At 38.3% G+C, this 23713-nt stretch carries 21 protein-coding genes; 19 read left to right on the forward strand and 2 right to left on the reverse strand.

Annotation, left to right across the window (positions count from 1 at the left end; genetic code table 11):
* The first annotated feature begins 22 nt into the window (after window positions 1-22).
* From ABIE27_RS03780 to ABIE27_RS03830, 11 genes are all read left to right on the forward strand, one after another.
* Window positions 23-4855: an RHS repeat-associated core domain-containing protein gene (locus ABIE27_RS03780; RefSeq protein ID WP_429349923.1), complete on the forward strand. Its 4833-nt coding sequence runs from the start codon at window positions 23-25 to the stop codon at window positions 4853-4855.
* Between the two features lie 14 nt (window positions 4856-4869).
* Window positions 4870-5544, forward strand: a complete 675-nt coding sequence (locus tag ABIE27_RS03785; RefSeq protein WP_429349924.1) for a tetratricopeptide repeat protein — start codon at window positions 4870-4872, stop codon at window positions 5542-5544.
* A 237-nt stretch (window positions 5545-5781) separates the two neighbouring features.
* Window positions 5782-5940 (forward strand): hypothetical protein, encoded by a 159-nt coding sequence (locus ABIE27_RS03790; protein ID WP_429349925.1) that lies wholly within the window; start codon window positions 5782-5784, stop codon window positions 5938-5940.
* Window positions 5922-6503: a hypothetical protein gene (locus ABIE27_RS03795; protein WP_429349926.1), complete on the forward strand. Its 582-nt coding sequence runs from the start codon at window positions 5922-5924 to the stop codon at window positions 6501-6503. Before ABIE27_RS03790 ends, ABIE27_RS03795 begins: the two co-directional genes overlap by 19 nt.
* Before the next feature lie 10 nt (window positions 6504-6513).
* Window positions 6514-6873 carry a hypothetical protein gene (locus ABIE27_RS03800; protein WP_429349927.1) on the forward strand — a complete coding sequence of 120 codons (360 nt, stop codon included), beginning with the start codon at window positions 6514-6516 and terminating at the stop codon, window positions 6871-6873.
* Between the two features lie 199 nt (window positions 6874-7072).
* Window positions 7073-7414, forward strand: a complete 342-nt coding sequence (locus tag ABIE27_RS03805; protein WP_429349928.1) for a hypothetical protein — start codon at window positions 7073-7075, stop codon at window positions 7412-7414.
* Window positions 7415-7727: 313 nt separating this feature from the next.
* Window positions 7728-8216, forward strand: coding sequence for a hypothetical protein (locus ABIE27_RS03810; RefSeq protein WP_429349929.1), 489 nt, complete (start codon window positions 7728-7730; stop codon window positions 8214-8216).
* Window positions 8217-8253: 37 nt separating this feature from the next.
* A complete protein-coding gene (locus tag ABIE27_RS03815) occupies window positions 8254-8742 on the forward strand; it encodes a HEAT repeat domain-containing protein (protein ID WP_429349930.1) in 489 nt (162 codons plus the stop codon).
* An 18-nt stretch (window positions 8743-8760) separates the two neighbouring features.
* Window positions 8761-9000, forward strand: coding sequence for a DUF7674 family protein (locus ABIE27_RS03820; protein ID WP_429349931.1), 240 nt, complete (start codon window positions 8761-8763; stop codon window positions 8998-9000).
* 65 nt (window positions 9001-9065) lie between these two features.
* Window positions 9066-9437, forward strand: coding sequence for a DUF7674 family protein (locus ABIE27_RS03825; protein WP_429349932.1), 372 nt, complete (start codon window positions 9066-9068; stop codon window positions 9435-9437).
* Between the two features lie 51 nt (window positions 9438-9488).
* A complete protein-coding gene (locus ABIE27_RS03830; RefSeq protein WP_429349933.1) occupies window positions 9489-10118 on the forward strand; it encodes a hypothetical protein in 630 nt (209 codons plus the stop codon).
* Between the two features lie 186 nt (window positions 10119-10304).
* On the opposite strand, the gene ABIE27_RS03835 is transcribed toward ABIE27_RS03830, so the two are convergent.
* Both ABIE27_RS03835 and ABIE27_RS03840 read right to left on the reverse strand, forming a co-directional pair.
* Window positions 10305-10751, reverse strand: coding sequence for a DUF4879 domain-containing protein (locus ABIE27_RS03835; protein WP_429349934.1), 447 nt, complete (start codon window positions 10749-10751; stop codon window positions 10305-10307).
* A 784-nt stretch (window positions 10752-11535) separates the two neighbouring features.
* The gene (locus ABIE27_RS03840; RefSeq protein ID WP_244192743.1) at window positions 11536-12294 is read right to left on the reverse strand and encodes an SDR family NAD(P)-dependent oxidoreductase; all 759 of its coding nucleotides are present in this window, start codon (window positions 12292-12294) and stop codon (window positions 11536-11538) included.
* Between the two features lie 214 nt (window positions 12295-12508).
* Between ABIE27_RS03840 and ABIE27_RS03845 the strand changes: the two genes are divergently transcribed.
* From ABIE27_RS03845 to ABIE27_RS03880, 8 genes are all read left to right on the forward strand, one after another.
* Window positions 12509-13396: an AraC family transcriptional regulator N-terminal domain-containing protein gene (locus ABIE27_RS03845; protein ID WP_429349935.1), complete on the forward strand. Its 888-nt coding sequence runs from the start codon at window positions 12509-12511 to the stop codon at window positions 13394-13396.
* Window positions 13397-13586: 190 nt separating this feature from the next.
* Window positions 13587-14873 (forward strand): WXG100 family type VII secretion target, encoded by a 1287-nt coding sequence (locus tag ABIE27_RS03850; RefSeq protein ID WP_429349936.1) that lies wholly within the window; start codon window positions 13587-13589, stop codon window positions 14871-14873.
* The gene (locus tag ABIE27_RS03855) at window positions 14873-15355 is read left to right on the forward strand and encodes a hypothetical protein (protein WP_429349937.1); all 483 of its coding nucleotides are present in this window, start codon (window positions 14873-14875) and stop codon (window positions 15353-15355) included. The genes ABIE27_RS03850 and ABIE27_RS03855 overlap by 1 nt, the downstream gene beginning before the upstream one ends.
* Window positions 15356-15689: 334 nt before the next feature.
* Window positions 15690-16178 (forward strand): hypothetical protein, encoded by a 489-nt coding sequence (locus ABIE27_RS03860; RefSeq protein ID WP_429349938.1) that lies wholly within the window; start codon window positions 15690-15692, stop codon window positions 16176-16178.
* A 399-nt stretch (window positions 16179-16577) separates the two neighbouring features.
* The gene (locus ABIE27_RS03865) at window positions 16578-17015 is read left to right on the forward strand and encodes a hypothetical protein (protein WP_429349939.1); all 438 of its coding nucleotides are present in this window, start codon (window positions 16578-16580) and stop codon (window positions 17013-17015) included.
* A gap of 789 nt (window positions 17016-17804) precedes the next feature.
* The gene (locus ABIE27_RS03870) at window positions 17805-19244 is read left to right on the forward strand and encodes an ATP-binding protein (protein ID WP_429349940.1); all 1440 of its coding nucleotides are present in this window, start codon (window positions 17805-17807) and stop codon (window positions 19242-19244) included.
* A gap of 270 nt (window positions 19245-19514) precedes the next feature.
* Window positions 19515-23258, forward strand: coding sequence for an AAA domain-containing protein (locus ABIE27_RS03875; protein WP_429349941.1), 3744 nt, complete (start codon window positions 19515-19517; stop codon window positions 23256-23258).
* A 110-nt stretch (window positions 23259-23368) separates the two neighbouring features.
* Window positions 23369-23650 carry a DUF6809 family protein gene (locus tag ABIE27_RS03880; protein WP_123062311.1) on the forward strand — a complete coding sequence of 94 codons (282 nt, stop codon included), beginning with the start codon at window positions 23369-23371 and terminating at the stop codon, window positions 23648-23650.
* Window positions 23651-23713 lie beyond the last annotated feature (63 nt).

Here is a 23713-nt window from a genome sequence, read left to right on the forward strand (position 1 = left end):
TGAAGTGTTTAGGAAAATAACATTGATATGGTTATGTGCGATATTAGTTTTTAGTGGGCTTGGCTCTTTTGCGTATGAAGGGCAGGCTGCGGCGGCATCGTCGTCAGAAGGAAGAGATTCTCTTCCTTCTGCTACCTATATTACAATTCATAGTTTACAAGAGCAGTTTGGTATTCAAGAGAAATGGATCAGAGCGAAACTCGATCAAGGTTACTCCTTGTATCAGTTGTATAAGGCATTACAGACAGATCGCTCAGGCGGTGCGGCTGCTGAGAACTGGCTTCAAACCCAGGAAATCAGCGAACCGATTACAATGGAGGGGCTACGCCCTTCCTCATCCACACCGTCTGATTCATCTCAGCTCAAACCCTTTTCAATCCTTGCAGCTGACGATGAAGTTCCAGGTACAGGAACAACCGTGGATCAAACAGGGCTTGATCATGTCGATCTTCGGGATGAAGCATCCCGGTATATGACGTCTTATGGAGCTGAGTCCATCTCAACTGCTACAGGAGAGATGACGATTCAAAGTGCCGACCTGTCACTTCCGGGTTTGATTCCCTTCGATCTGACACGTATTTATGATACAGCTAGAGCCAATGGACAACTTGGTGTGGAGTATGACGAAGCGACTCAAACGTATTCTAATGCGGTAACACCGCGTAAAGAAACAGCTGCAGGCCTTGGACAGGGCTGGCGTTGGGATCTACCTTTTATGGAACAACGTGGAGAGAACCAGTACATTTATGTTCCAGGTGTGGGTTATTATCGTTTAAACGCAAATTTGGAACTAGAAGGTTATGTATGGAATGATATTTCACTTAAAAAAGATGCAACTGTAACGGTGGATGGAGCAGCCAGCAGTTATCGTTTGTCCATCCGCAACGGGTACGAGTATTTGTTTACACAAACAGGAGAATTGTTGCAGATTACGGATGCCTACCGAAACGCGGTGAATTTCAAATATACGAATTCAAATGGTAACCGTGTTATCTCTCGGATTGAAAACAGCGAAGGTCAAGCGCTGACATTTACGTATAGCGATCTGAAAATGACTGTTCAGCTTGCTGGAACGGATCGGAAAGTGACCTATACTCAGCGTGAGGACGGAGATATTCGTATTCTGAGAGAGTTTACGGATGCGCTGGATCGAACAACGACCTATACGTATTATTATCCAGAATCCAAATTCAACTTTTTACCAGAGCTTCAACAAAATCAGAGTGCACATGGTGTGATGCATACGGCTTTGCTGTCGCGTATTACAAGCCCATCCTCAGCGATAACAGATTATGCCTACATACCGGCTTTGAAACAGGTTGGAACGTCTTCCGTACATTTTGTATACAAAGTCAGAGAGCGTAAAAGTCATTTTAGTTCAACAGATGCCGAAGGTAATCTGGACAAAGTTAATTTCGAATACTCTGGAGAGGATCTGGAGTCATACGGTCAATCCGCTTCATGGACGACCAAAGTGAAATCAGGAAATACAGTGGATACGTGGAAGTTCTCCAAATCATTCGGTGCAGCTGCACAGCCGGATTTAATCCGGGTGGATAAGCATGAATTAAGTGGAGATGGTGTCGTCTATAACACGGAGTACAAGTACGATAGCCAAAATAAACGGAATCTGCCTACAGAACAATCCGAATGGACTAGTGAGAACGGTCGCACAGGAGATAAACTGACCACTACGGTGATCTATGATACGAATGGAATGGTTACTTCCGAGAAGCAAAGTACGGGACAAGAATCCACTTATGCCTATGAAACCGGGAAGTCTCCGTACTTTTGGATCCAACCCATTCGTACAACGACTAAGATTAATGACAGGTTAGAAAGATACACAGAAACGACTTATAATGGACAAGGATCTGTATTACGAAGTGTAACCAAAAACGGATACGGAGGACAGATATTATCTGACTCCGAAATCAAACTCGACGCGAAAGGCAGAGTTGTCACGACAACGGATAAAGGCGGTTATCTGGCTAAAGACCGTGTGGTGACGCTGAGTTATGATGCAAATGCAGGACATTTGGTTCAATCGAAAACAACCATTGTCAATGATATTGCCGGGAAGGCAACTCCTTACGTTGATTCATACGAATATAATGGTGCTAGTGAACTGAAAAAAGTAACCGATGCTTCCGGTGAAGAAGAAACGTATCAGTATGACCAAGCCGGACGGGTTCTTCAAGTCACCCATGCGGATGGCACCAAATCAATCACTGCATATGATGATGTAAAAAATATAATTACCAACACCGCCCCGGACGGTATGGTTACCAAAGAGCGGTATAATCCGTTAGGTCTTTTGGCAGAAGAACAGACGGCAGAGGCTACCTATAAGTATGCCTACGATGGTGAAGGGAATGTCACTGCGGTTGAAGATGCTGAAGGAAATGTAACCCGTTTTGTCGTAGATGCGTTGGGCCGAACGACAAAGACTCAATACCCTGATACGACTACAGCCAACACAGCTTATAGCGCTGTAGATCGTACGGTAACATATGAAGATGCCGCTGGCAACAAAACCCGAGAAAAAAGAGATGTATTGGGTCGCGTGACATTGTTAGAGGAATATAAGAACGGTTCTTACGTTCCATTGCAGCAGAAGGAGTATGATCTGGATGGCAATGTGACGGCATCTATTGATGGTAACGGCGAACGGACAACGTATACGTATGATACTATTGGTCAGATTGCAACGGCCACCACACCGAAGCAAGAGACAAGCCGTTATTTCTACAGCTATCAAGGTCAGGTGACTCAGGTCGTATCAGCGAACGGCCAGACGGTAACCAAACAATATGATGAACTTGGCAGGCTGATTAAACAGACACCACCTATTCAGGATGGCTCGGCAACCAGCTACTACTATGATCAACGAAGCAATCTGATCAAAAAGCAGGATCGACTTGGAAAAGTCACCGAATATGCGTACAACAGTGACGACATGCTTACAAGCATGAAGGCACCAGATACGAGCGTATCGTATACGTATGATGCTGTTGGGCGTAGAACCTCCATGACCGACGACCATGGCAAAACGACGTACAGCTACCAACAATCAGATGGAATGTTGGACGGATTAACATTTCCAGATGGAACACAGTTGAGTTATGAAAATAATACACAGCAACGTCTGGGATACACGTTTACAGATGTAAAGGGACAAGCCCTTCGTATTCACGGCGAGCTCGATGCGATGAATCGGGTCACTTCCATGGATATTACCTCGGGTACAGGAGGAGCTTCTGCTCTTGCTTCATCGGGAACAACACCGGTAGATCGTATGACGTTCAGTTACAAACCGAATAGCTTACTGGAAAAACTATCATTTGGTAAAGGGATTAGTACCAGCTACCAGTATAACGGATATGACCTGTCGGGGGTTACAGTCTCTCAAGGAGCTTCCGCAGTTCAACAGTTTAGCTATGAGTACGACGGTAACAAAAACATGACGACCCGTACCCAAAACGGAAAAACGGATCAATACACGTACGATGAATTGAGCCGGATTCAGACTGAAACGGGCACGCAAAAAGAAACGTACACCTATGACCAGAACGGTAACCGATACAGTACCGGAAGCGGAAAGATATACGGTCTGAAGGATGCACAGTATACGTATGACAGTCAGAATCGTATGGTTAAAGCTACTGGAGAAGGTAAGACCGTAAGCTATAGCTATAACGGCGATGGATTGTTGTACGAACGTACCGAAGGCGAGCAAACGATCCGTTATTACTATGACGAAGAAGCTAAATTGATGGCTGAGGCTATAGTAACATCAGGAAAAGCAGAGCTTACTTACGTTTATATCTATGACTTGTATGGGCAGCTATGGGCCCGGCAGGATAAAAAGACGGGCAAACTGGAGTACTACCAGTTGAACGGACATGGAGATGTCGTAGGTCTTGTAGACGATGCAGGCGAAGTTCTGAACAGTTACACGTACGATATCTGGGGCGGACCGTTAACCAAAGAAGAATCGGTTCCGAATGTACTTCGCTACGCAGGAGAATATTGGGATGACACGGTAGGTCTGCAATATTTGAGAGCTCGCTGGTACGACCCAGGCATGGCCCGTTTCATCGGTGAAGATACGTATGAAGGTGAACTCAACGATCCACTGAGTTTGAATCTGTATTCTTATGTTCATAACAATCCGTTGAAATATGTGGATCCGAGTGGGCATAGTAAAACCTCAACATATTATGAAATTGAAAAAATGTTGGATGCAGCAATGAAAGGGGATAACTCTGTTAAACCGAGCCTAAGTAAAGTTTTTACGAAGGTTTATAATGACAAAGGTGTGAAATTCAATAATTTATATGGGCAGCTAACACAAACCAGTGGCGCACTTATTAATTCACCTTCCTATGCTATTCTAGCTAAAAGCCAATTATTAGATGCATACGAAGGTGGACAAAACCTTTATGAAATGAAAGTATTTTGGGCCACAGTAGGCGGAAGTTTACTTACTGGAAAAGCTTCCTCCGTATTAGGAGCTAAGAAAGGCCAAGGAGGAGCGATAAGTCCAACAGCAAAAATTAGTTTCAAATCAGATTTATTTAAGCGCTATGAAGTCCATATGTTTTCTCAAGACCATATTAAAAACGGGATTATGAAATTAGGAAAAGATAGATTGTCTATTTTTAATAGTGTAACGAGTAAGATTGGAGGAGTTGATCCTAGTAAAATTAAAACAGGTTCAAATCAAATGTTCGCAAAAATCAATGGTCATGATTTAACAATTAGGTTTTTTGCTGACAAGAACGGTATGATTATCAATGTGGATGCATTTATGGGTAAGGCAACTCGCCCACTTGGTAACATAATCAATTAGAAAGAAGGATGCTGATGAATGATGTAAACATTCAGAACATTGTTAGAGAGCTAGTAAATCAGTCGACTGTAGACTCCCTAGAAGAAGCAGAAAAGCTAATGATCGAATACTTGGATAAGTATCCTCAGGATGTAGATGCATGGGCAAGAATAGTTATACTACAAACATTACCTCCTTTTGGAGATTATCAAAGAGCTGTATCATTACTTGAGACGGCCATTGAATATCATGGAAATATTGCGTCTTTTAAGATTCTTTTAAGTTTTTTTAGAGAATTTTTTTTGGGTGGAATGGATGAATGTCAAATTGAAAATCTAATGCATACAAAGAAAAAGTCCAATGATATACAATTGAAAGCCATTATATTGTATTTGATGGCTTGGCATTACGAATCTACAGACAAAAATAAATTTGTTAACATTTTAGAGGAATCAATTTACACATGTAACCAACTTGTAACGAACTTGGTTGATTTAGGGACGCACTTTCTTCGTTATGGTGAGGTGGATAAGGGGAAACAATTAATCCAGAATGGACTGGCTAATGTTAAACTGATTTATAAGGAAGATGAATGCTACAAAGATTATGATGCACTAGATGTAATAAGGTTTATTAATGAACGAATTACTGGTGTATTTATGACAGAGGGAAGACATTCCTCAATTGTTGATTTGTTAAAGAGAAATTAGTATTAGAACATAGTCGGTTAATTTGTGTGTAATAGAAGCCTTTGGGCAGATTTCTTAATTTCAAACAACTCAATAGAATCGAAATGGTCTACTATCTTCCTAATGAAGACAGCAACTGAGTAAACTCTATGAAAACTTGGGGGATCTTTGTCCCTCAAGTTTTTTTGATGAGATTAAAAGATTAAAGCTACTGGAGAAGATAAAACCGTAAACTATAGCTATAACGGCGATGGATTGTTGTACGAACGTACCGAAGGGGAGCAAACCATTCGGTATTACTATGACGAAGAAGCCAAACTGATGGCTGAGGCTATAGTAACGTCTGGAAAAGCAGAGCTTACTTACGTTTATATCTATGACTTTATGAAATTGAAAAAATGTTGGATGCAGCAATGAAAGGGGATAAATCTTACAAGTCTAGCCTAAACAAAGTCTTTACTAAGGTCTATGGTGATAAAGGTGTTAAATTTGCCAATCTCTATGCACAATTAACTCAAACTAGCGGTGCGTTTATTAATTCTCCATTTTATGCGAATATGGCTAAAGGACAGTTGTTGTCAGCTTATGAAAGCGGACAAGATAGTTATGATGTTAAGGTGGCATGGACCGCAGTAGCCGGTAGTTTTTTGTCTGGACGAGTAGATAGCTCACTTGGGATCAGCGGATCATCTTCATTACTTCTTCCCTCATCTCGTTGGATAGCAAGGCCTACCTTTGATGCTCTAAGAAAACTAGGTTTAAATCAGCAGTTCGCTAGAGCAATGCAAAAAGGGTTGGCTAATGCTAGATTTGGAGATAACGGTATTATCCTCCTATCAAAGGCTGAGCAGATAACTCATAAGGGAAATTTATACATTTTTAAATTAAAAGTGGCTAAAGCTCCAAATCACGTTAGAGTATACGGCAGAATGGATGAAAAAGGAAGTCTGATCTTTGATTACCTCAAAACTGGAAAATAGGAGGGGTTATATGGACCTAAATGATCTACAAAAATATTTCAATGAGGCGTATCATTTTGAAAAACTAAAGGAAAATTCAATTATATTCTTCAAAGAAATGATTGATAATTGTCAAAATAATTATTTAAAAGAAGAAGATGATCAATTACCTGATGGCCTAAAATTAAAAGATCTTATCGTGGAGTACAAATGTATTGAGTTAATAATCAATGACCGAAATAGACTTTATCCTTTCTTTAGAGTTTGTCTTGAATTACTTCACCCTAAGACAGAGATCGCGGAATATTATTATGACATTGAGTACACCATTGAAGGGGAACTATCTGACGAATATTTTGGAAATAAGTTTCCAAGAATAGCTAAAAGCTAGAACAAAGAAATATTAAACAAACTAATTTAGCCACAAGTGAGATTATAAACTCCTTGTGGCTCTTTTGACACATAACTTTATATAGAAATTAAAGAAATGAATTCCTGTTCACCATCTATAAGTTGAATTACGACCATCTTGTAGATTGATTAGGAGATATCTGAAGTGCCTACCCAACAAGAAATTAGGAGGTATATTATTGTATAAGTTTAATAAAGTAAAGTTTTATGAAAGTAATAAAAGTAGCGCTATTCATACATTGATTTCCTTTATAGATATTGAGGTTGAGGAATACTCAATTCAAGATATAGTTAACTTTCTAACTCATTCTCTCGTTGGAGATAAGTTAGAATTAACTGATCATTTTATAATTAAAGAAAGTGAATTTGAAGTGGTTATATTAAATGAAACCAATGAAATGTTCGTAAAGAATCCAGAAAACTATAGAGCAAAAGTAGAAATTGAATCTTTAATTTATCTGATGAATGAAAAAATGTTGTACGGATTGAGTAAGGTTAAATCGACCATGAAAATTAAGTGAAGATGTGAAAAGAAATTAAAAAAAGTCGCAATTTTTGTGGCTTTTTTTGATATTTTACACTTATTAGTATGGAGTCCCCTTAGAGGTTAGTGTATGTCTTTGGATCGAATCAAAAATACAATTAGGGATAATTACTTGGGCGATATTTTTCTAACAGGATTTATAGATTCAGAGAACAGCAGACATGTTTTTAAAGGTAATATCAGTTAGAATCATATTCAAGAGCTTCATATTAGCAACTATTTTACATTTGGATTACATAATAGATTCCATTTTGAAATTGAAATAGAGATTCTGAAAGGAGGATACTTTTTTGAAAAAAGCATTACTCATCGGTATGTTTTTGATCGCTGCAACAATAGGTTGGATATGGTATTCAATGAATGACCTTACACCTATATCATCAACCACGCACATAGTTTCAGTTGAACTACAGGGTGATTCATCATGTAAGGTAACTGTTAGTAATCCGTCAAAAGGGCACAACAGAACGAAGACAGAAACCTTTGAAAGTCCATCATGCAGCAAATTAAAAGAAGGGGATGAGATAACCTATCGATATTTTAACGAGGGAAAGTATCTATACATCGTTTCAATTAATAAAAAATCGACAAAAGATCCTCTGACAGGAGTGATCGCTAAAATGATTGAACATGATGGTTACTTTTATATTCACGTTATATCTCCTGCTTTTGGAAAAGAAACCTTTCCGATTGATAAAAAGGATTGGAAAAAGTTAAATATCAGATCCAATATTACCTTTTGTTTAGACCATTGGAAACATAACATTGAACTACTATAAATGGATTCGATTCGTAATAGAATTTATATAAGGGAGGTTGTATCCAATACACGCTACCATCAAGAAGTTATTAGCTGAAGAGAGCTTCGAGGAAGCAATGACCCGGATTGCTGAGCTGGGAGAAAAAAGAGATCGATCTTCAGTAGAGTTTCTAATTGATATTTTGACCGAAACCCAGAATACTTTTGTCAGAAATGAAGTGGCGATCGCACTAAAAGACATTGGAGACAATAGAGCGGTTTATCCGCTAATTGAGGCTCTGTCTAACGCTCAGTTGAGAAGGAGCAGGGGCACTCTGCTATACGCAATGGAAGAAATGCATTATGAGCCTTATATCGAGATCATTGTAGCATTGATTGGAGATGCCAATTTGGAAGTAAGGCTGCAGTCATTTCTATTATTTGAAAAGGTGGCGGACAAATTAAGCGAGCAGCAGAAGCAGGTTTGCAAAAATGTTATATTGCAGTGCAAAGCTGTAAGTGCAAATGAGATGTTTGATGAGGCGTTGGCTTTGTTAAAGAAGTAACTTAGAGGAGAAAATGAGATGGCGCACAAAAGTGAAATATCTAGATTGTTTCTAGAAGTGTTCCCCGAGTTTGAAGTGGTCTATCAAGAACATATCTCAGAATACAATGAGGAGCTAGCCCATGTTTTTTTCGGGGATGATGTCACTAGTGAAGTAATTAATCAATTGAAGTTGGAAGCATTCAACAGTAAGGCTGTTAAATATTTTGCGTTTTTCGAGGATATAGCGAACGAACCAGACAATTATCGGATGAAGTAGAGTCATTGATTGGAAGGAATGATACTACTAGATGAGACAAAATGTATAAGTAAGGAGAATGGTGAATGGAGAAAGACATCTTAATAAGTCAATTTCTAAAACTGTTTCCGGAATTCAATGATCGATATATCGAACATATGGAATTCAATCAAGAGTTTCTAGGACATGTATTCTTCGGAAATGAAGTGTCTACTCATGTGGAAAGATTGCTTCAGGAGCATAGTGACATTGAACAAATAGAAAAGTTCTTCCGTTTTTTTGAATGGATGGCACTACACTCGGACCTTTATATCGTACAAGTGCTATCTACAACTGTATTGTACAATTTTGGAGGGAACATTGCTGTTTTACATAAGGCGTACCGATATATGGGGCCCCATACTAAAAGGCTCTCAGTAGAAATAGAAGATTTACATACAGGAAAGCATTTTTCATGAGAGTGAAGCGAAAGAAAAGGATGGGATTTTGCAGAATTTGGAGGTGAGTGGGTGTCGAAGTGGATCAAATGGATTTGGGGTACAACGGTTCTCGTTAATCTAGCCGTATTTATTTGGTTTCTAGTTGGTGCTACTTCTAATTTTCAAAGATCACTCGATTTGGTCGGTATGCCGATCATGCTTTTTTGTGGTATTCCATCGCTCATAATTAATATGATATCAATAGTCGTTTTAATAAGAAAATGGAACTCTTCGTTAAGTATAAGTACTATGATCTATGGAGTTATATTCATCTTTATATTAATTTTCTGTACTCCAGCTTTTATAAATGCATTAGAACATACGGTGAAACCAGAGCAAGTGGAAAGTGAACCTGTCCGCCGCACATCGGATCAGAAGTACGAGTATAATCTCGAGATAATCAACATGTCCCAGCGAAATAGTCAGGTGAATTTAATTGTAAAAGAGGTCTCTGATCAAGCTGTTAAGAAAACGATCCCGCTAGATCTGGATGCGAAAGAGATCGTGGCCATCACGACGGGCCCAGGATCTGATTGGCAGTGGACTGTCTTAGAGCCTACAGAAAAACCTGAAATATACAAGCTAACCACTACCGAAAGATTAGGCATGCATAAGGTCTATAGGATTAATATTACAGAGGGGATATCCCAAGAAATGTAGTGAGTGTGAAACGAAAGTGTACAATGCAAATGAGATATGATTGGAGAGTGAGGAAGACGATAAACAATGTCATAGGCTTTGATTAGGTGAAGTACACTGTACCCTGTAAAGTAGACGTTTTAAAAATGTCTCTTTACGGGGTACAGCTTTATTAATTTGGTGCTGCTTTGTGTTGGGCTTTAGAACTTAACGAACATTAATCCAAGCGGTCCACTGTGTTGGAATATTAATGGAATAGACGGTTCCTACAAATTGCCCGCCAGAACTAGGAGCCTCATAAACCCAAGAATAAGCCCAGGCATCTACAACACGATCACCGTCCAGATCAATAGCCTCAGACCAATTGTTTGTCATTTTATTTCCTGCGAGTGTGCCGAAGTGAGAGCTGTCATAACCGATCTGGAACGTAACACACTGAATCCAGTCCCCCCCGTGATCATTGGCAGTGGAGAGCGGGTTGTTATTGAAACCGTAAATTTCTTGACCACCATTAGGGGAAGCGACAGCGTATACATTAATGTGAGATACCTTTGGCGCAGGTGCGTGCAGCACAGGACCGCTATTTTCTTGCTGCGCTTTAAACTCGGCTTTGGCTGCCTCTACAGCTTCGCGGAACTCTTTTGAATTTACCACTTCTTCTTTCGTTAAAGGTTTGGGTTGAGCAGGCTGAGCTTCGGCAAAGACAGCTGCATTAAACGAGAAGACTAAAACAAAGAATAAGAGCCAAGCTAAATAACTTTTTCATAGAGATCAATTCCACCTTTCTTGTTATGGATGTGCTGGCAGATAAAGATACATACGCTTACGTAACAAAGATGAACTTGCAGATGGAAACCTACGTATCCTCCTTTCGTTGTGAGAATGATCCTTCCCATAATATCTGTTCCTGTTCCTGTTTCTATTGATAGTACGAAGAGGGAAGAAAGCTGCAGGCTGGAGCGCTCTAGCAGGTTCAGAATTATATATTAGGTAAAGCCTGATAATTGATTTTAGAATTAGAGATTTATGTATTTTAAAAAGATGATCTGAGTAAGATATGCTTCGAAATGCTATGGGACACAGCACATCCTTAATTATTGTTAAAATTGAAATATATTCCATTTATATAATCATATATTACTTCTTGTTTCTGAATAAAGTCAAGTGTATTCATAAACAACATTAGATGTTAAATTTTCATAGTAAAAAGGCAGTATAACCTGTAATCGTACAATCAAAGGATAGCCAACAGGATATGCATATATTGGGGGACGTAGAGTTTTTCAGACATTAGTGCGTTTATGAGTAAATCTGCAAGTGCAGATGAACAGAAGAAGGTTATATTGAAAAGCCATTGGCTAATCCATATCTGGTTAGGGGTCAGTGCTCAGCATCTGTCATTTCTTTAAGCTACCGACCCCCATGTTGTACTCACACCTTAGAGCAAATGTCCGCCAGACACTTCGATGTCTTGGGCAGTGACCCAGCCGAAGTCATCGGACAATACGTTCACAATGACCTTCGCAAGATCTTCTGGTTGGCCTATTCTGCCAAATACAGATTGCTCAGCCAGTGGCTTGATGAATTCGGGATGTTTATCGAATACGCCATCGCCGAAATTGCTGTGCGTAGGGCCGGGAGAAACGGCGTTGACCCGAATGTTGCGAGGTGCAAGTTCTTTGGCGATATAACGAGTCCATGTGGAGAAGGCTGCTTTTAACGAGCCGTAGGCAGAGTAACCTGGGAATGATTGGTTCTTGGAAGAACTCGTAGTATTAACGATGGCTCCATGATCATCCATAAATCGCACAAGGTGTTGTGTTAAAAAAACGGGTCCTTTAAAGTTCGTATTAAGAATGTTGTCGAAGTATTCTTCGGTCATCTCATTGAACATCATAGGTCCGCCAATACCACCATTATTAACTAAGTAATCAAAAGTCGTTCTGTCCCAGATATCGTTCAGGTACTGTTTGACTTCTAAGGCGAAACCTTCGAATGTTGATATTTGGGTCAGATTTAACTTCAGTGCTACAGCCCGAACTCCTGTATTTTGCTCCACTTCCTTAACGACCGCTTCTGCTCTGTCCTTATAGGAATTGTATGTGAGAATCACGCTAATTCCGCGCTTGCCTAGCTCCAGGGCCGTCGCTTTTCCAATGCCATTACTTCCACCTGTTACGATTGCAATTTTCATCATATCCACCCTTTCTTGTGATCGATCTGGACTTTATTTTAGTCTTCTCTGCGGAAATTATATAGATCTAATCACACCTTTAAATTGCCTAAAACCACCACATGTAATTGTAATGAGCAGAGAATATCGTTATTTTATAACATCAGAAGAGCCTAAAAATGCTGCTTCATTTCAGAGCTGTGTTGAGGGATGCAGATTCATTTGATAAGATAGGTGCATGAATAAAATTATGGATGAAATTATCGAATTAATGAAATGTGCAGGTACTCGACCAGTTGAAACGGAAGTACCGGGGCTGAGTATGATTAAGGGTGATATTCCCGCACATCAGCTTGCAGCACTCTACGAGCCGATGATTGGTTTTACGGTTCAAGGAACAAAGATGCTTTCAATCGGGGAGCGCAGAACTACACTGGGAAGCCCCTCATATTATGTTCTGCCGGTACATGTTCCTGCAACGGCGAGTGTGCATCCAGATAGGAATGGCGGCCCTTACATGTCTCTTGGTCTTGCGATAAATCAGAATGTTCTTCAACGCTTATTAAGAGATCTGCCTGAAAATCTAATCCCAACTTCTTCCGCGCAGTTCGCAGCTTGTGAGATGGAGCTTGAATTCATGGAGGCATGGCTACGCTTATTGCGATTAACTAAGTCAACCAGAGATATTCCGGCTCTTGCACCGGCTTATGAACGTGAAATCCTTTATCGCGTTCTGATGGGACCGCAAGGATGGTATCTGAAACAACTGGGTATGAGGGAAAGTAACTTTGCCAAGATTTCTCAAATTGTAAAATGGTTTCGCGATAATTTTATGAGGCCCATAGACATCGGTGAGATAGCATCTAAATCGGGTATGGCTGTAAATACCTTTCATCGTCAGTTTAAAAGTGCAACGGGATTAAGTCCTATTCAATTTCAAAAGCAATTAAGGCTTTTGGAGGCTAGAAATCTCATTGCTTTTGAGGGTTATGCAGTAGCCAGTGCTGCATATCAGGTTGGCTATCAGAGTGCTTCGCAGTTTAATCGCGAATATTCCCGCTTCTTCGGTTTATCTCCAGCTCGAGATACGGAGAAACTAAGACGAATCGAACGTGCAAGGGACTAGACAAGCCGGGGAACATTAGCATTAATCTGGACGGAAACAATGTTCCCATTAAACTGTAGGTCCATAGTATGGAAGCTCAACATTGAGAGAGTGGATTCATGAATTGAAATCAGGAGGTTAGCCGGATGAAATTGCCATTAAACTTCTGCTAACATAGTTATATCCTACATAAAATAAGCGGTGAAAACGGATGAGTACAATCAAAGTGACTCCTGAACAGTTACATCACGTATCAAGTCAGGTGGATCAGGCGAGGCAACAATTGGAGCATATCCAAGATAATCTCTCCAGGCAGATGATGTTCCTTCAAGCCATGTGGATGGGTGTGACGCAGGAGCGTTTTTATGATGATTTTGCAAGGTCACGACCCGTACTGCAAAAGGCATTGGAAAGCATGGTGTATACTTCGAAAGAGTTAAAGGATATCGCGATTCGGTTTGAGAATGCAGATGCGGAGAAAGTGAGTCTGGGTAGTGTTATTGGTGCTGTTGGTGCGGCAGCAATGATGAAGAGCACAGGGAGTGATGCGGGTTCGGGTGATAAGGGCTACCGGATGAAGAAAGTCAATGTCTATGGTAGGCTGATGTGGATGCCTGTAAACGAAAATGGTGTTCCCGATCAGGCATCTCTGCAGGCTTATGAGAAGGATCAGGGGCATTTGGATATCAATCGGATGCAAGCAGCAGGTCATGTGGAAGAGCCGGGGGAAGATATCAATGCGTTGCAGATTAAAGCTTTTGAAAATCGAATCCATCCCTTCACAGGCGAGCCTGTATCCGATAAGTATGCTCAGATAATGCTGACTTCTCTGAAATTCAGCCAGATCGTTATGGCTTTCCAGATGGTTCGCGGAAGTATGCCAGGTCGCAAAGGGCCATTTCGCTTGCCCGCTTCTGATCCGGCTGTGACGAAGATTAAAAAGAATGTGGAAGCGGGTGAAGCGAGAAAAGGTAGTAACATAAAGGAGGCGGGGCAAGCTCCTAATATAGGCAGTGTAATTAAGGACGGAAGCAAAACGAAGTACACAAACCTTGCGGGCTATGAACTGACTTGGGTAGATCAACATCCGAAAAATATTAATCGTGATATTGATAGTTTCTTAAATAGTTTAGACGTTGGGAAGGCTACTGAAGCAAAAGTTGCTGATTTTATAAGAAAAGATCAAGAAGTCACGGGTTTCGGGCAAAAAGTTCTTAAAAAAAATGGCGAAGCAGCTGGAGATTTAGATGTAGTTACGAAAAATGCAATAATTGAGGTCAAAGCATCCATTAAGGCTGTAAAAGAAGACCAGTTTAACAAATTGATGAATGTAAACCACGATTTCTTCTTGAATCCAGAGCGAAAGAAAGTAATTCTTTACATTGACAAGCCGTTGACAAACTTGAGATTAGAGCATGGTAAAATGTTAGAAGAGATTAAGAAGCAAGGAGTAACAATTGCAAATTCATTGGAAGAGCTAAAGGAGGTATTAAATTAATGGGAACTCCAGCATACATCTTAATGGATCACAAGAAATATACAACTGAAAAATTATTGTCAGATTCAATAGTTGCAGCATTTTATGCCGATGCGATGCTCAACTTTCACAACAGTAAAAATTATTCAATGGATGGAAAGTTTCTCTCTACAACATTGAACATTAGCGATAAGTTGGTAAGGCAAAATGGCTGTTCGTTTATATACTACGTAGATGCAACAGATAATCCGGGTATAGAATTTTACGATAATGAGGAGGTTGGATTAGATCCAAATAGAAAGTTTTGTAAAGTGGGTTATATTGAAGAAATATACGGTGCTCAAGAACTTATTTTTTGTTTTATTTATGAATATCTTAAGCTAAACCCCGACGATTACTTTTGGGTCGCAGATTATGATTGGGTCTATAGTTGGGAGGATATGCAAAAATTAAAATCGTTACCGTATGACCCAGATTGGTGCTATAAGAATCCTAAAAACTAACTTGTGAGGGTTTACATCTGATCGTACAATACAACCAATAATGCCACAATGCGAGCTAGCCGCCGTGTCGTGGTTTTATTTTTATGCGTTGTTATATGCTAAAAAATTAAAAGTGTAAAATCTTCACAATTTAATAGAACTATTAGTAATTCATTCAGGAGTAGTTCAACATGGAATGCAAAGAAAGATACATTTGATGTTGTTCCAGAAAAAAATGCACATGATAAAGCAGATGTAACAGACCCCAATCCCCCATCTTTTCCTGGTTATGATGCTTCTAAGGATTTTAATAAACATTTTGATAAAGATATCGAATACTAATGAGGTGAACGAAATGTATCTTGAGAGTGCGAAATTAAAAATAAATAACATACATTGGGATAAGATAGGAACGACTGTGACTGATGAAGATTCTAAATTAGGTTATGAGTTTTTAAGAAGATTAGCTGTTTTTTTAAAAGAGGAACAGCTAAAACCACTACCACCAGCTTTTACGAATATAGCAAAATTGCTGGGTGACGTTGAGGATGAAATAGAGATTTCAATGTATTGTAGTCCAGAAGCAGTAAAGTTTTTAAACGAAAATTTGTATGTACAAAGAATATTTGAGTATTATTTACAGCTGGCTAAGTATGCAGACAAGTCACCAGTTGCCCATAAATACTTGAATATTTATGAACTTTTAATAAAAGTTTTTGAAAGAGGTGGCTCATTTTCTATTAAACCGCTTGCATTAGATATAACAAATGTTGCTCATTTCCCTTTGAATGAATGGTATACTAGGTTTTTGGAAAAAGAACCGATTGACATTAAAGACCTGTAGTCTTGGATAACTTAAATAATATGCAATGAAGCAAATTTAAATTTACCACGTACTGGACAAGTTCCAATGAATGATTTAAATATTTCAACGCTCCAGCAAGACAGCGGCAAGTTGTGGGGAGTCTATAGCACACATATGGCTGACTAATCAACGCATTGATTATGAAAATTTATCAAACCAGGAGTTACAGTGATTGAAGCGTTGTCTGTGATTAAAGCAAACCGTCCTGATTGGTATAAGATGTATTCAGAATTGTATTATCAATCATAGGTTAAAGACAGCCCTAAAGACCATCCTTTAGGGTTTCTTTGTTGTGAAGCAACCGATGCTGTATCAGTATTTTAAGGAATTCTAGGAGTTCAACCTTGTAGTTTTAAAAATTAGGAAGGAGTACTTACTGTGTTAAAAATAAAAAATGTAAAGCAGTCAGATGCAGGATTTTATACGGAATCTTCTTATACCCCATCTGTACAAACATATAATATATTGACAGAACATATGTCAGATGACTGTATCCCAATTCAAATTGAATGTGGTGGATGTATTTGGTTGGATAATGAAGGGGCTCTGGGAGAAATTGAGTTTATTTATCCCAAGACAGTTGAGAGTCCTTTACTTCACAATGTGGGACGAAATATTATGGGAACTCCGCATTTTGAAGTAACAGACTCCATATATGAAAGTCCATACGTTCAGGTTTTTGAAGGTGGTTTTGTAATTTGGCTAAAAGAAGTAACCCATATTGAATTAGGTATATCAGATGGAGAAATTATCTACTTAATCTCCAACGACGAACTATGTGGAATATTAGCAACAAAGACAGTAATAAATGAGTGAAATCTCAACCCATACAGGCATAAAGAGTGAGCCTTAAAAACTGTTACATCAAATAGGTTGATTATGGTTGGCTACCACGATGATTGACCTGTTGGGTGATCTTCGTTTTCTACCGGCGGTGTTGGTAGATAACAAAGGACGAAAATCTACGATGCAATGGATAATTTTAATTGGTAATGAGGTCTTTAATCTTAACCTAATTCGTAATCTACAACATTACGGTGAAAATAAATCTACTGATCTTTCTTAGAATAGAATTGTGGTAGATTAGGTCACGATCATATTTTTTATGAAAGTGCGGAAGAGATCGTGAATGATTAAGAGGAAGATCATAAAACGAATCCCTTTTACAAACCCTCAATTTATAATAATGACGTATACAAATGAAAAATTGATGAAACAATTATTATCTCAAGAAAATTTTCCTTGTGGTATCTATATTGATAATGATGACAATGAGAATATAACGCCGATAGAAAATTTTATTGTGTTTTAAGTATTAGTTCAACTCGACCTTGATTGGTTTCGTACCTTCAAGTTTTTTTTGGTTTCTATAAGTTAAAATCTTGGATTCTAATTAGACTATAATTGTAATTTAACCATCCTAAACTAGCGCCTTAAAAAGGGGAATATTTACAGGGAAGTGTCTGTTGAATTAAAATCAAAGTAGTATCAAATATGTTGGAGAATGGGCGACGAAAATGATCATAAGTTCATTTTGTTATTTTTCTTGAAGTTAACTGTCATTTGTAATGAAAACTATAAGTATATCTAAGGAGGAGAATAGCAGTGGAATTTGCACGTCAATTTGACTTGAACATTGAAAAAGTATTAGAACATTGGACACCAGCCTATGCTTTGCGAGAGCTAATTGCTAATGCTTTTGATGAGCATCTATTATCGAAAACATCTGTCCCGGAGATTTATAAAGATGAACAAGGAGCATGGCACATTCGAGATTATGGCCGTGGTTTACGATATGAGCACTTCACACAAAATGAAAATAAAGAAAAGTTAGATAACCCCGAGAAGGTAATTGGGAAATTTGGTGTAGGATTGAAAGATGCAATGGCTACTTTTGATCGTCAGAATATCCGTATCTTAATTCGTTCTTCTCATGCAGATATATCTATGGATAAAAGTCATAAGCATGGATTTGAGGATATCGTTACTCTGCATGCGGTGATTCAGCCACCATCTGATAATACTCTTGTGGGTACAGATGTGACTTTATATGGGGTCAGAGATGAGGATATGGAACAAGCGAAAGATTTTTTTCTTTATTTCTCTGGGGATGAAGTATTAGAAAAGACTACTTACGGATCTGTTTTAAATCCAAATAAGCAGAATAAAGCAAGAATTTATGTGAACGGATTGTGTGTAGCTGAAGAAGAAAATTTCCTGTTTAGCTATAATATTACCTCTTTAAATGCGGCTTTACGCAAAGCACTTAATCGAGAACGGACGAACGTTGGGCGGAGTGCTTACACGGACAGAGTAAAATCTATATTACTTGCGTGTACCGATTCAGGAGTGGCTAATGAAATGGCAGCGGATTTGAAAAATTTTGAAACCGGTTATATTCATGACGAACTGCAATGGACTGATGTGCAACTTCATGCATGTAAAATCTTGAACGCTAACGAAAATGTAATTTTTCTCACGCCTGATCAAATGAGGAATGGGGGTTCTTTGGTCACTTATGCCCAAGGTGATGGATATAGAGTGGTAGTTGTGCCAGATTCCATTGCTAATAGACTTACAAAACTCCAAGATATTGAAGGGAAACCAATTCGAGATTTAGAAGGTTATCGAGAAGAGTTTAATACAAGTTTTCAGTTCATATACATACCTATCTCTTCTTTGTCGAAAGAAGAACAAAAAGTTTTTGCTATCAAAGATTTGATCTTAACATGGCTGCCAAAGAGTCAGACAAAGAACATAAAAGAAATCTGCATTTCGGAGACGATGAGAGCAGATTATTCTGGTTTTGAAGCACTTGGTTTATGGGAACCTTTTGAACAAAGGATTACTATCAAAAGAAGTCAGTTACGGAATGTAATCGATTTTTCTGGTACTTTGTTACATGAAATTACTCATGCGTTTACTGGTGCGGATGATGAATCTTTAGAATTTGAAAACGGATTAACGCAAATGCTTGGTCAACTAACATCGTATGCTATTAAAAATGAATCACCAAAGAAATTTTTAGGTTTATTCAAGTTGTGAAATGGATTTCTTTTATAATACTAGTTTAATTAAAGATATTTGAGTTTTTTAGGTAAAATATTACTTGTGTAGGTACAAATACGACGGTATGGCCCAGCTTATGCTGGGTCTAATTTATGTAACTTGACGATTTATAGTCTCAAATTTAAAACTTTTGTCAGTGTCTCGCTTATGATTACACGCAGATATTTTGTTATACTTGGTGTTTATTCAGTTTTCTTGTGTAATAATATCATACGATATAATTTCTGTTTTAAGGACGTGAAAGTATTGAAAGATCAGTTAGTGCACATGCGTGACAAGTTAAACAACATCAATAAACGGAATCGTTCCATTCGGTTATTAAAGATTTATCAGAAATGGAGCTTTGATCTATCTGCAATAGATTTTGTGGAAACGGAATCAATCCTAAAGGCGATTTTAGAACAGAGGATTAAAGAGAAAATTACCTTACTGAAGCCATCAATCAATAATGAGAAATCAATGAGTTTATCCAAAAAACTTACAGATCTTTATCGTCAAATTAAAGCGACAGAAGATGAATCAGGTGTTCACGATTTATACGTAGGGTATCCATTTTTATCAGGAACGCTTTTAGATGGTACCTTTATTCAAGCCCCTCTTTTTTTGTTCCCAATCCGATTAGAGAAAGACAACACTAAGCTGCAAAAGTGGGTAATACAACTCGAAGAGGGTGGCCCACAGCTTAATAGAACGCTTTTTCTGGCCTTGAAGAAGTTAAATCAACTTAATTTTTCAGAAGAGGTTTTTGAAGAGGCTGTTTCAGTTGCAAGTTCTATGGATTTTAATGAAGTTATTAATTTCTTGGAAAAGCAACAGCTAAAGGTAGAATATACAAAAACGGGGCTAAGTCGCTTAAAAGAGTACATGTCTAATGACATTCCAGAAGTAGCAAATATGAGATTGCTGGAAAATGCGGTAATAGGAGATTTTCCGCAAGGAGGATCAGCTATTGTTCGTGATTTTGATGAATTAATCCATTTAAATGAGACCAGCTCCCTTGCATTAGTGGGAGAAATGATTAATTTTAATATTAATCATTTAAGGGATGAAGGATTATTGGCTAATCCAGTGAAATTTGATGAACGAGTTGATATTAAAGGTGATATTTTAAATGTGTTGCAAAGTGATGGTTCACAAGAAGAAATTATTCGAGAAGCTCGTTTTCAAAAAGGTCTAGTCGTCCACGGACCTCCAGGAACAGGTAAATCCCAAGTTATCGTAAATTTAATTACGGATGCTCTACATAGAAATAAAAAAATTCTGGTAGTATGTCAAAAACGAGCTGCATTAGATGTGGTTTATCAACGGATGAATACATTGGGGCTAAGTGATCATATTGCTCTGGTACACGATGAAAATGTTGATCGAAAATCACTTTATCAAAAGATAACGACAATATTAGAGCATAACGATTTGCAGTTTGCTGAAGCTTTAGAACAATTAATAAACGTTACCTCAAGGCTGAATGAGCAAGAAGAATTACTTAATACAATTGCAAGAGCACTTTACGAAAAGCAACCGTTTGGTTACAGATTGTATGAACTTTATGGCCTATCCAATCCTATTATTGATTCAAACAAAATCATCTCGCTGCAAAACGTTTCTGATCAGTTGTCGAAGGATTCTTTTCCTAAAATGACGGAAGCTATATTCACGTATGGAGAATGGTATGAGTTGTATGGAAAAGAGCATTATCCGCTTCGTGATCGTAAAAGTTTTGCTCACTTTGATATAAAAAAGAAACTGGATACGATTAAAAAATTGGAAGACTTAATCGATAAAGCAAAAATAGCCATGGTTATTATCGAAAAGCTAGGTCGGATAAAATTCACTCCTGCTTATGCTTGGGAAGTACAACAAAAGATAAACAAAATATATCCGGAACTTGATGGAGATCAAAAGCGTCCTTTTGCAGGGCTACGCTTATTCTGGTGGACCAAGATTACAGGCAAATCCATCATTGACCAGATTACGAATGGAGAGGTATTTAAAGGAACAAATTCAACCGAGTGGGTAAAAATTAAAAAGATTTTAAAGTACACGTATGAATTAGGCAAGATAACTTTGACAATAACTGAAGATTTGAATGCATTACGTTCACTAGTCAAGGAAGAAGATGTAGTGAGGTTACAGGAGCGAGTAGCGGACGGGGAAATTCCTTTACAAGAATTAATCTTGTTTTTAGAATATTTCCAGCAAGATTTTGATGATTTGAAATCAATGGATACGTTCTGGAAGCAGTCCAGCAGTGAAATAAAAAGTATTATTTTAGCCTTGCAGGAAAAGGAAGTCGATTATGAGCAGTCCCTCAATAAGTCTTGGGTCGACATTTTTAAAAATTCTGCATATGTACACTGGATTGATCAAATTGAAGCGAAATATCCCGATGTTCAGAAGATTTCTACAAACGAATTTAGGAGAATACGCCAATCATTTGCACAATTATTAGAAAAAAAACGGGAATTATCCGCAAAATATCTAATTCACGAATTAAGAAATCATGTTAATCTTTTGCAACTTAATAAAGGACAATTAACAAAAGAGCTAAAACATCAAACGAGTAAAAAGAGAATGATTTGGCCTCTTCGAAAGTTAGTAAACCAATTTAGCGATAACGTATTAGCAGATATTTTACCCGTTTGGTTGTCTTCGCCAGATGTGGTTTCTTCAATTTTCCCTCTTCAAGAGGGAATGTTCGACATTGTTATTTTTGACGAAGCTTCACAATTAACGGTTGAAAGCAGTATGCCTTCTGTATACCGTGGTAAGCAAATTATTGTAGCTGGGGATGAAAAGCAACTTCAACCATCTAACTTGTTTAGATCCGGCTATGCAGATGACGAAGACGATAATGAAGCGAAGTATGATGTGGACGAGTCTGTAAGCCTACTGAATTTAGCGAAAAGACGCTTTCCAGAAAAGATTCTACAGTGGCATTATCGGTCCAAATCTGAAGAGCTAATTAACTTTTCTAACCATGCTTTTTATAATGGTTATGTCCAAATTGCGCCAAATGTTACTCCGTTTAAAATCCCGCCTGCAATTGTCTGGAAGAAGGTAAACGGCAGATGGTTGAATCAGTCGAACGAAGTTGAAGCTTTGGAAGTTGTGATGCAGTTGAAAAAGATATTAATAGAACAAGATCAAAAATCGGTTGGTATTATTACATTCAACGCGAAACAACAGTCTAAAATTCTTGACGTAATTGATAAAACAGTTTCAGAAGATGAAGAGTTCAGGGTACTTTATACGGAACAAATGGTTCGTGACTTAGATGAAAGGCTATTTGTTAAGAATATTGAGAATGTTCAGGGTGACGAGCGAGATATCATTATTTTCTCTATCGGATACGCTAAAAATGAAGAAGGAAAAGTGTATAGCCGTTTTGGAACACTCAATCAAAAGAATGGTGAAAATCGACTTAATGTGGCGATTACACGTGCTAAGGAAAGTATAACAGTGGTTTCCAGCATTGAGCCCGAGGATTTGAATGTAGCCAATGCGTCAGAACCAGGTCCTAGATTATTTAAAAGTTACCTAAAATATGCTAGATCTGTTTCTGGAAATAAAATTGAAGATATCAAGTCGGTGATTCAAGAGATCAATGAAACAATAAGCACCCATACAGTTCAGCAATCCCTACAATTTGATTCTCCATTTGAAGAACAAGTGTATCAGCAACTCCGTAACTTGGGATATGAGCTGACTACTCAGGTAGGTATGTCAGGATATCGAATTGATATGGCAGTTGTCCATCCGAATGATTCTTCCAGGTATATTCTAGGTATAGAATGTGATGGAGCTATGTATCACAGTTCGCCGAGTGCTAGAGAACGTGATGTCTACAGACAACGATATCTGGAATCAAGAGGGTGGATCATTGAGCGAATTTGGAGTAGAAATTGGTGGAAGAATCCTGCCAATGAAATAGAGAAAATAGATCAACGAATTAAAGAATTAATTCAAAAAGGAGAAAGCAATTTCTATTAAGAGTTTAAAATTCTTTTATGAATGAACTAAAGACAGAATTAGCGAATTTTCCGCTAAATCCTCATCTCACCTCATCTCTTGATGTAAAATCTTTCTGAGGTGACCTTACCATGAAGGATAACATGTCAAACCTGATCGAAGATTTGTTTCACGGTAACCTAAGATTGGACGAGTTGATTCATCCTGAACAGGCCGAGTATTACGAAATTAACAGCCAAATATCGGACATCATGCAAAACTACAAAACAAAGCTCCCAGATACAGAATATGATGCCTTGGAGCGACTGATCGACTTGATTGGACAATCTACATCTATGTACGTGGAAGCGGCGTTTGAGCAGGGTTTTCGTACAGGCGGCAGACTGATAATTGAGGTTTTAGCCAAACCGTGAGTATCTATCTACCTTATGAGCCAGTAGACAATACAAAGCAATTTTAAAATTCCCTTCTCCATT

This window comes from Paenibacillus sp. 4624, assembly GCF_050435065.1.
Classification (GTDB): domain Bacteria; phylum Bacillota; class Bacilli; order Paenibacillales; family Paenibacillaceae; genus Paenibacillus; species Paenibacillus amylolyticus_D.

Bases quoted from the DNA above. Each gene is read 5' to 3' on its own strand.
- ABIE27_RS03785 (WP_429349924.1), top strand. From the start codon at position 4,870: ATGAATGATGTAAACATTCAGAACATTGTTAGAGAGCTAGTAAATCAG.
- ABIE27_RS03795 (WP_429349926.1), top strand. From the start codon at position 5,922: ATGTTGGATGCAGCAATGAAAGGGGATAAATCTTACAAGTCTAGCCTA.
- ABIE27_RS03800 (WP_429349927.1), top strand. From the start codon at position 6,514: ATGGACCTAAATGATCTACAAAAATATTTCAATGAGGCGTATCATTTT.
- ABIE27_RS03820 (WP_429349931.1), top strand. From the start codon at position 8,761: ATGGCGCACAAAAGTGAAATATCTAGATTGTTTCTAGAAGTGTTCCCC.
- ABIE27_RS03825 (WP_429349932.1), top strand. From the start codon at position 9,066: ATGGAGAAAGACATCTTAATAAGTCAATTTCTAAAACTGTTTCCGGAA.
- ABIE27_RS03840 (WP_244192743.1), bottom strand. From the start codon at position 12,294: ATGATGAAAATTGCAATCGTAACAGGTGGAAGTAATGGCATTGGAAAA.
- ABIE27_RS03845 (WP_429349935.1), top strand. From the start codon at position 12,509: ATGAATAAAATTATGGATGAAATTATCGAATTAATGAAATGTGCAGGT.
- ABIE27_RS03850 (WP_429349936.1), top strand. From the start codon at position 13,587: ATGAGTACAATCAAAGTGACTCCTGAACAGTTACATCACGTATCAAGT.
- ABIE27_RS03855 (WP_429349937.1), top strand. From the start codon at position 14,873: ATGGGAACTCCAGCATACATCTTAATGGATCACAAGAAATATACAACT.
- ABIE27_RS03860 (WP_429349938.1), top strand. From the start codon at position 15,690: ATGTATCTTGAGAGTGCGAAATTAAAAATAAATAACATACATTGGGAT.
- ABIE27_RS03880 (WP_123062311.1), top strand. From the start codon at position 23,369: ATGAAGGATAACATGTCAAACCTGATCGAAGATTTGTTTCACGGTAAC.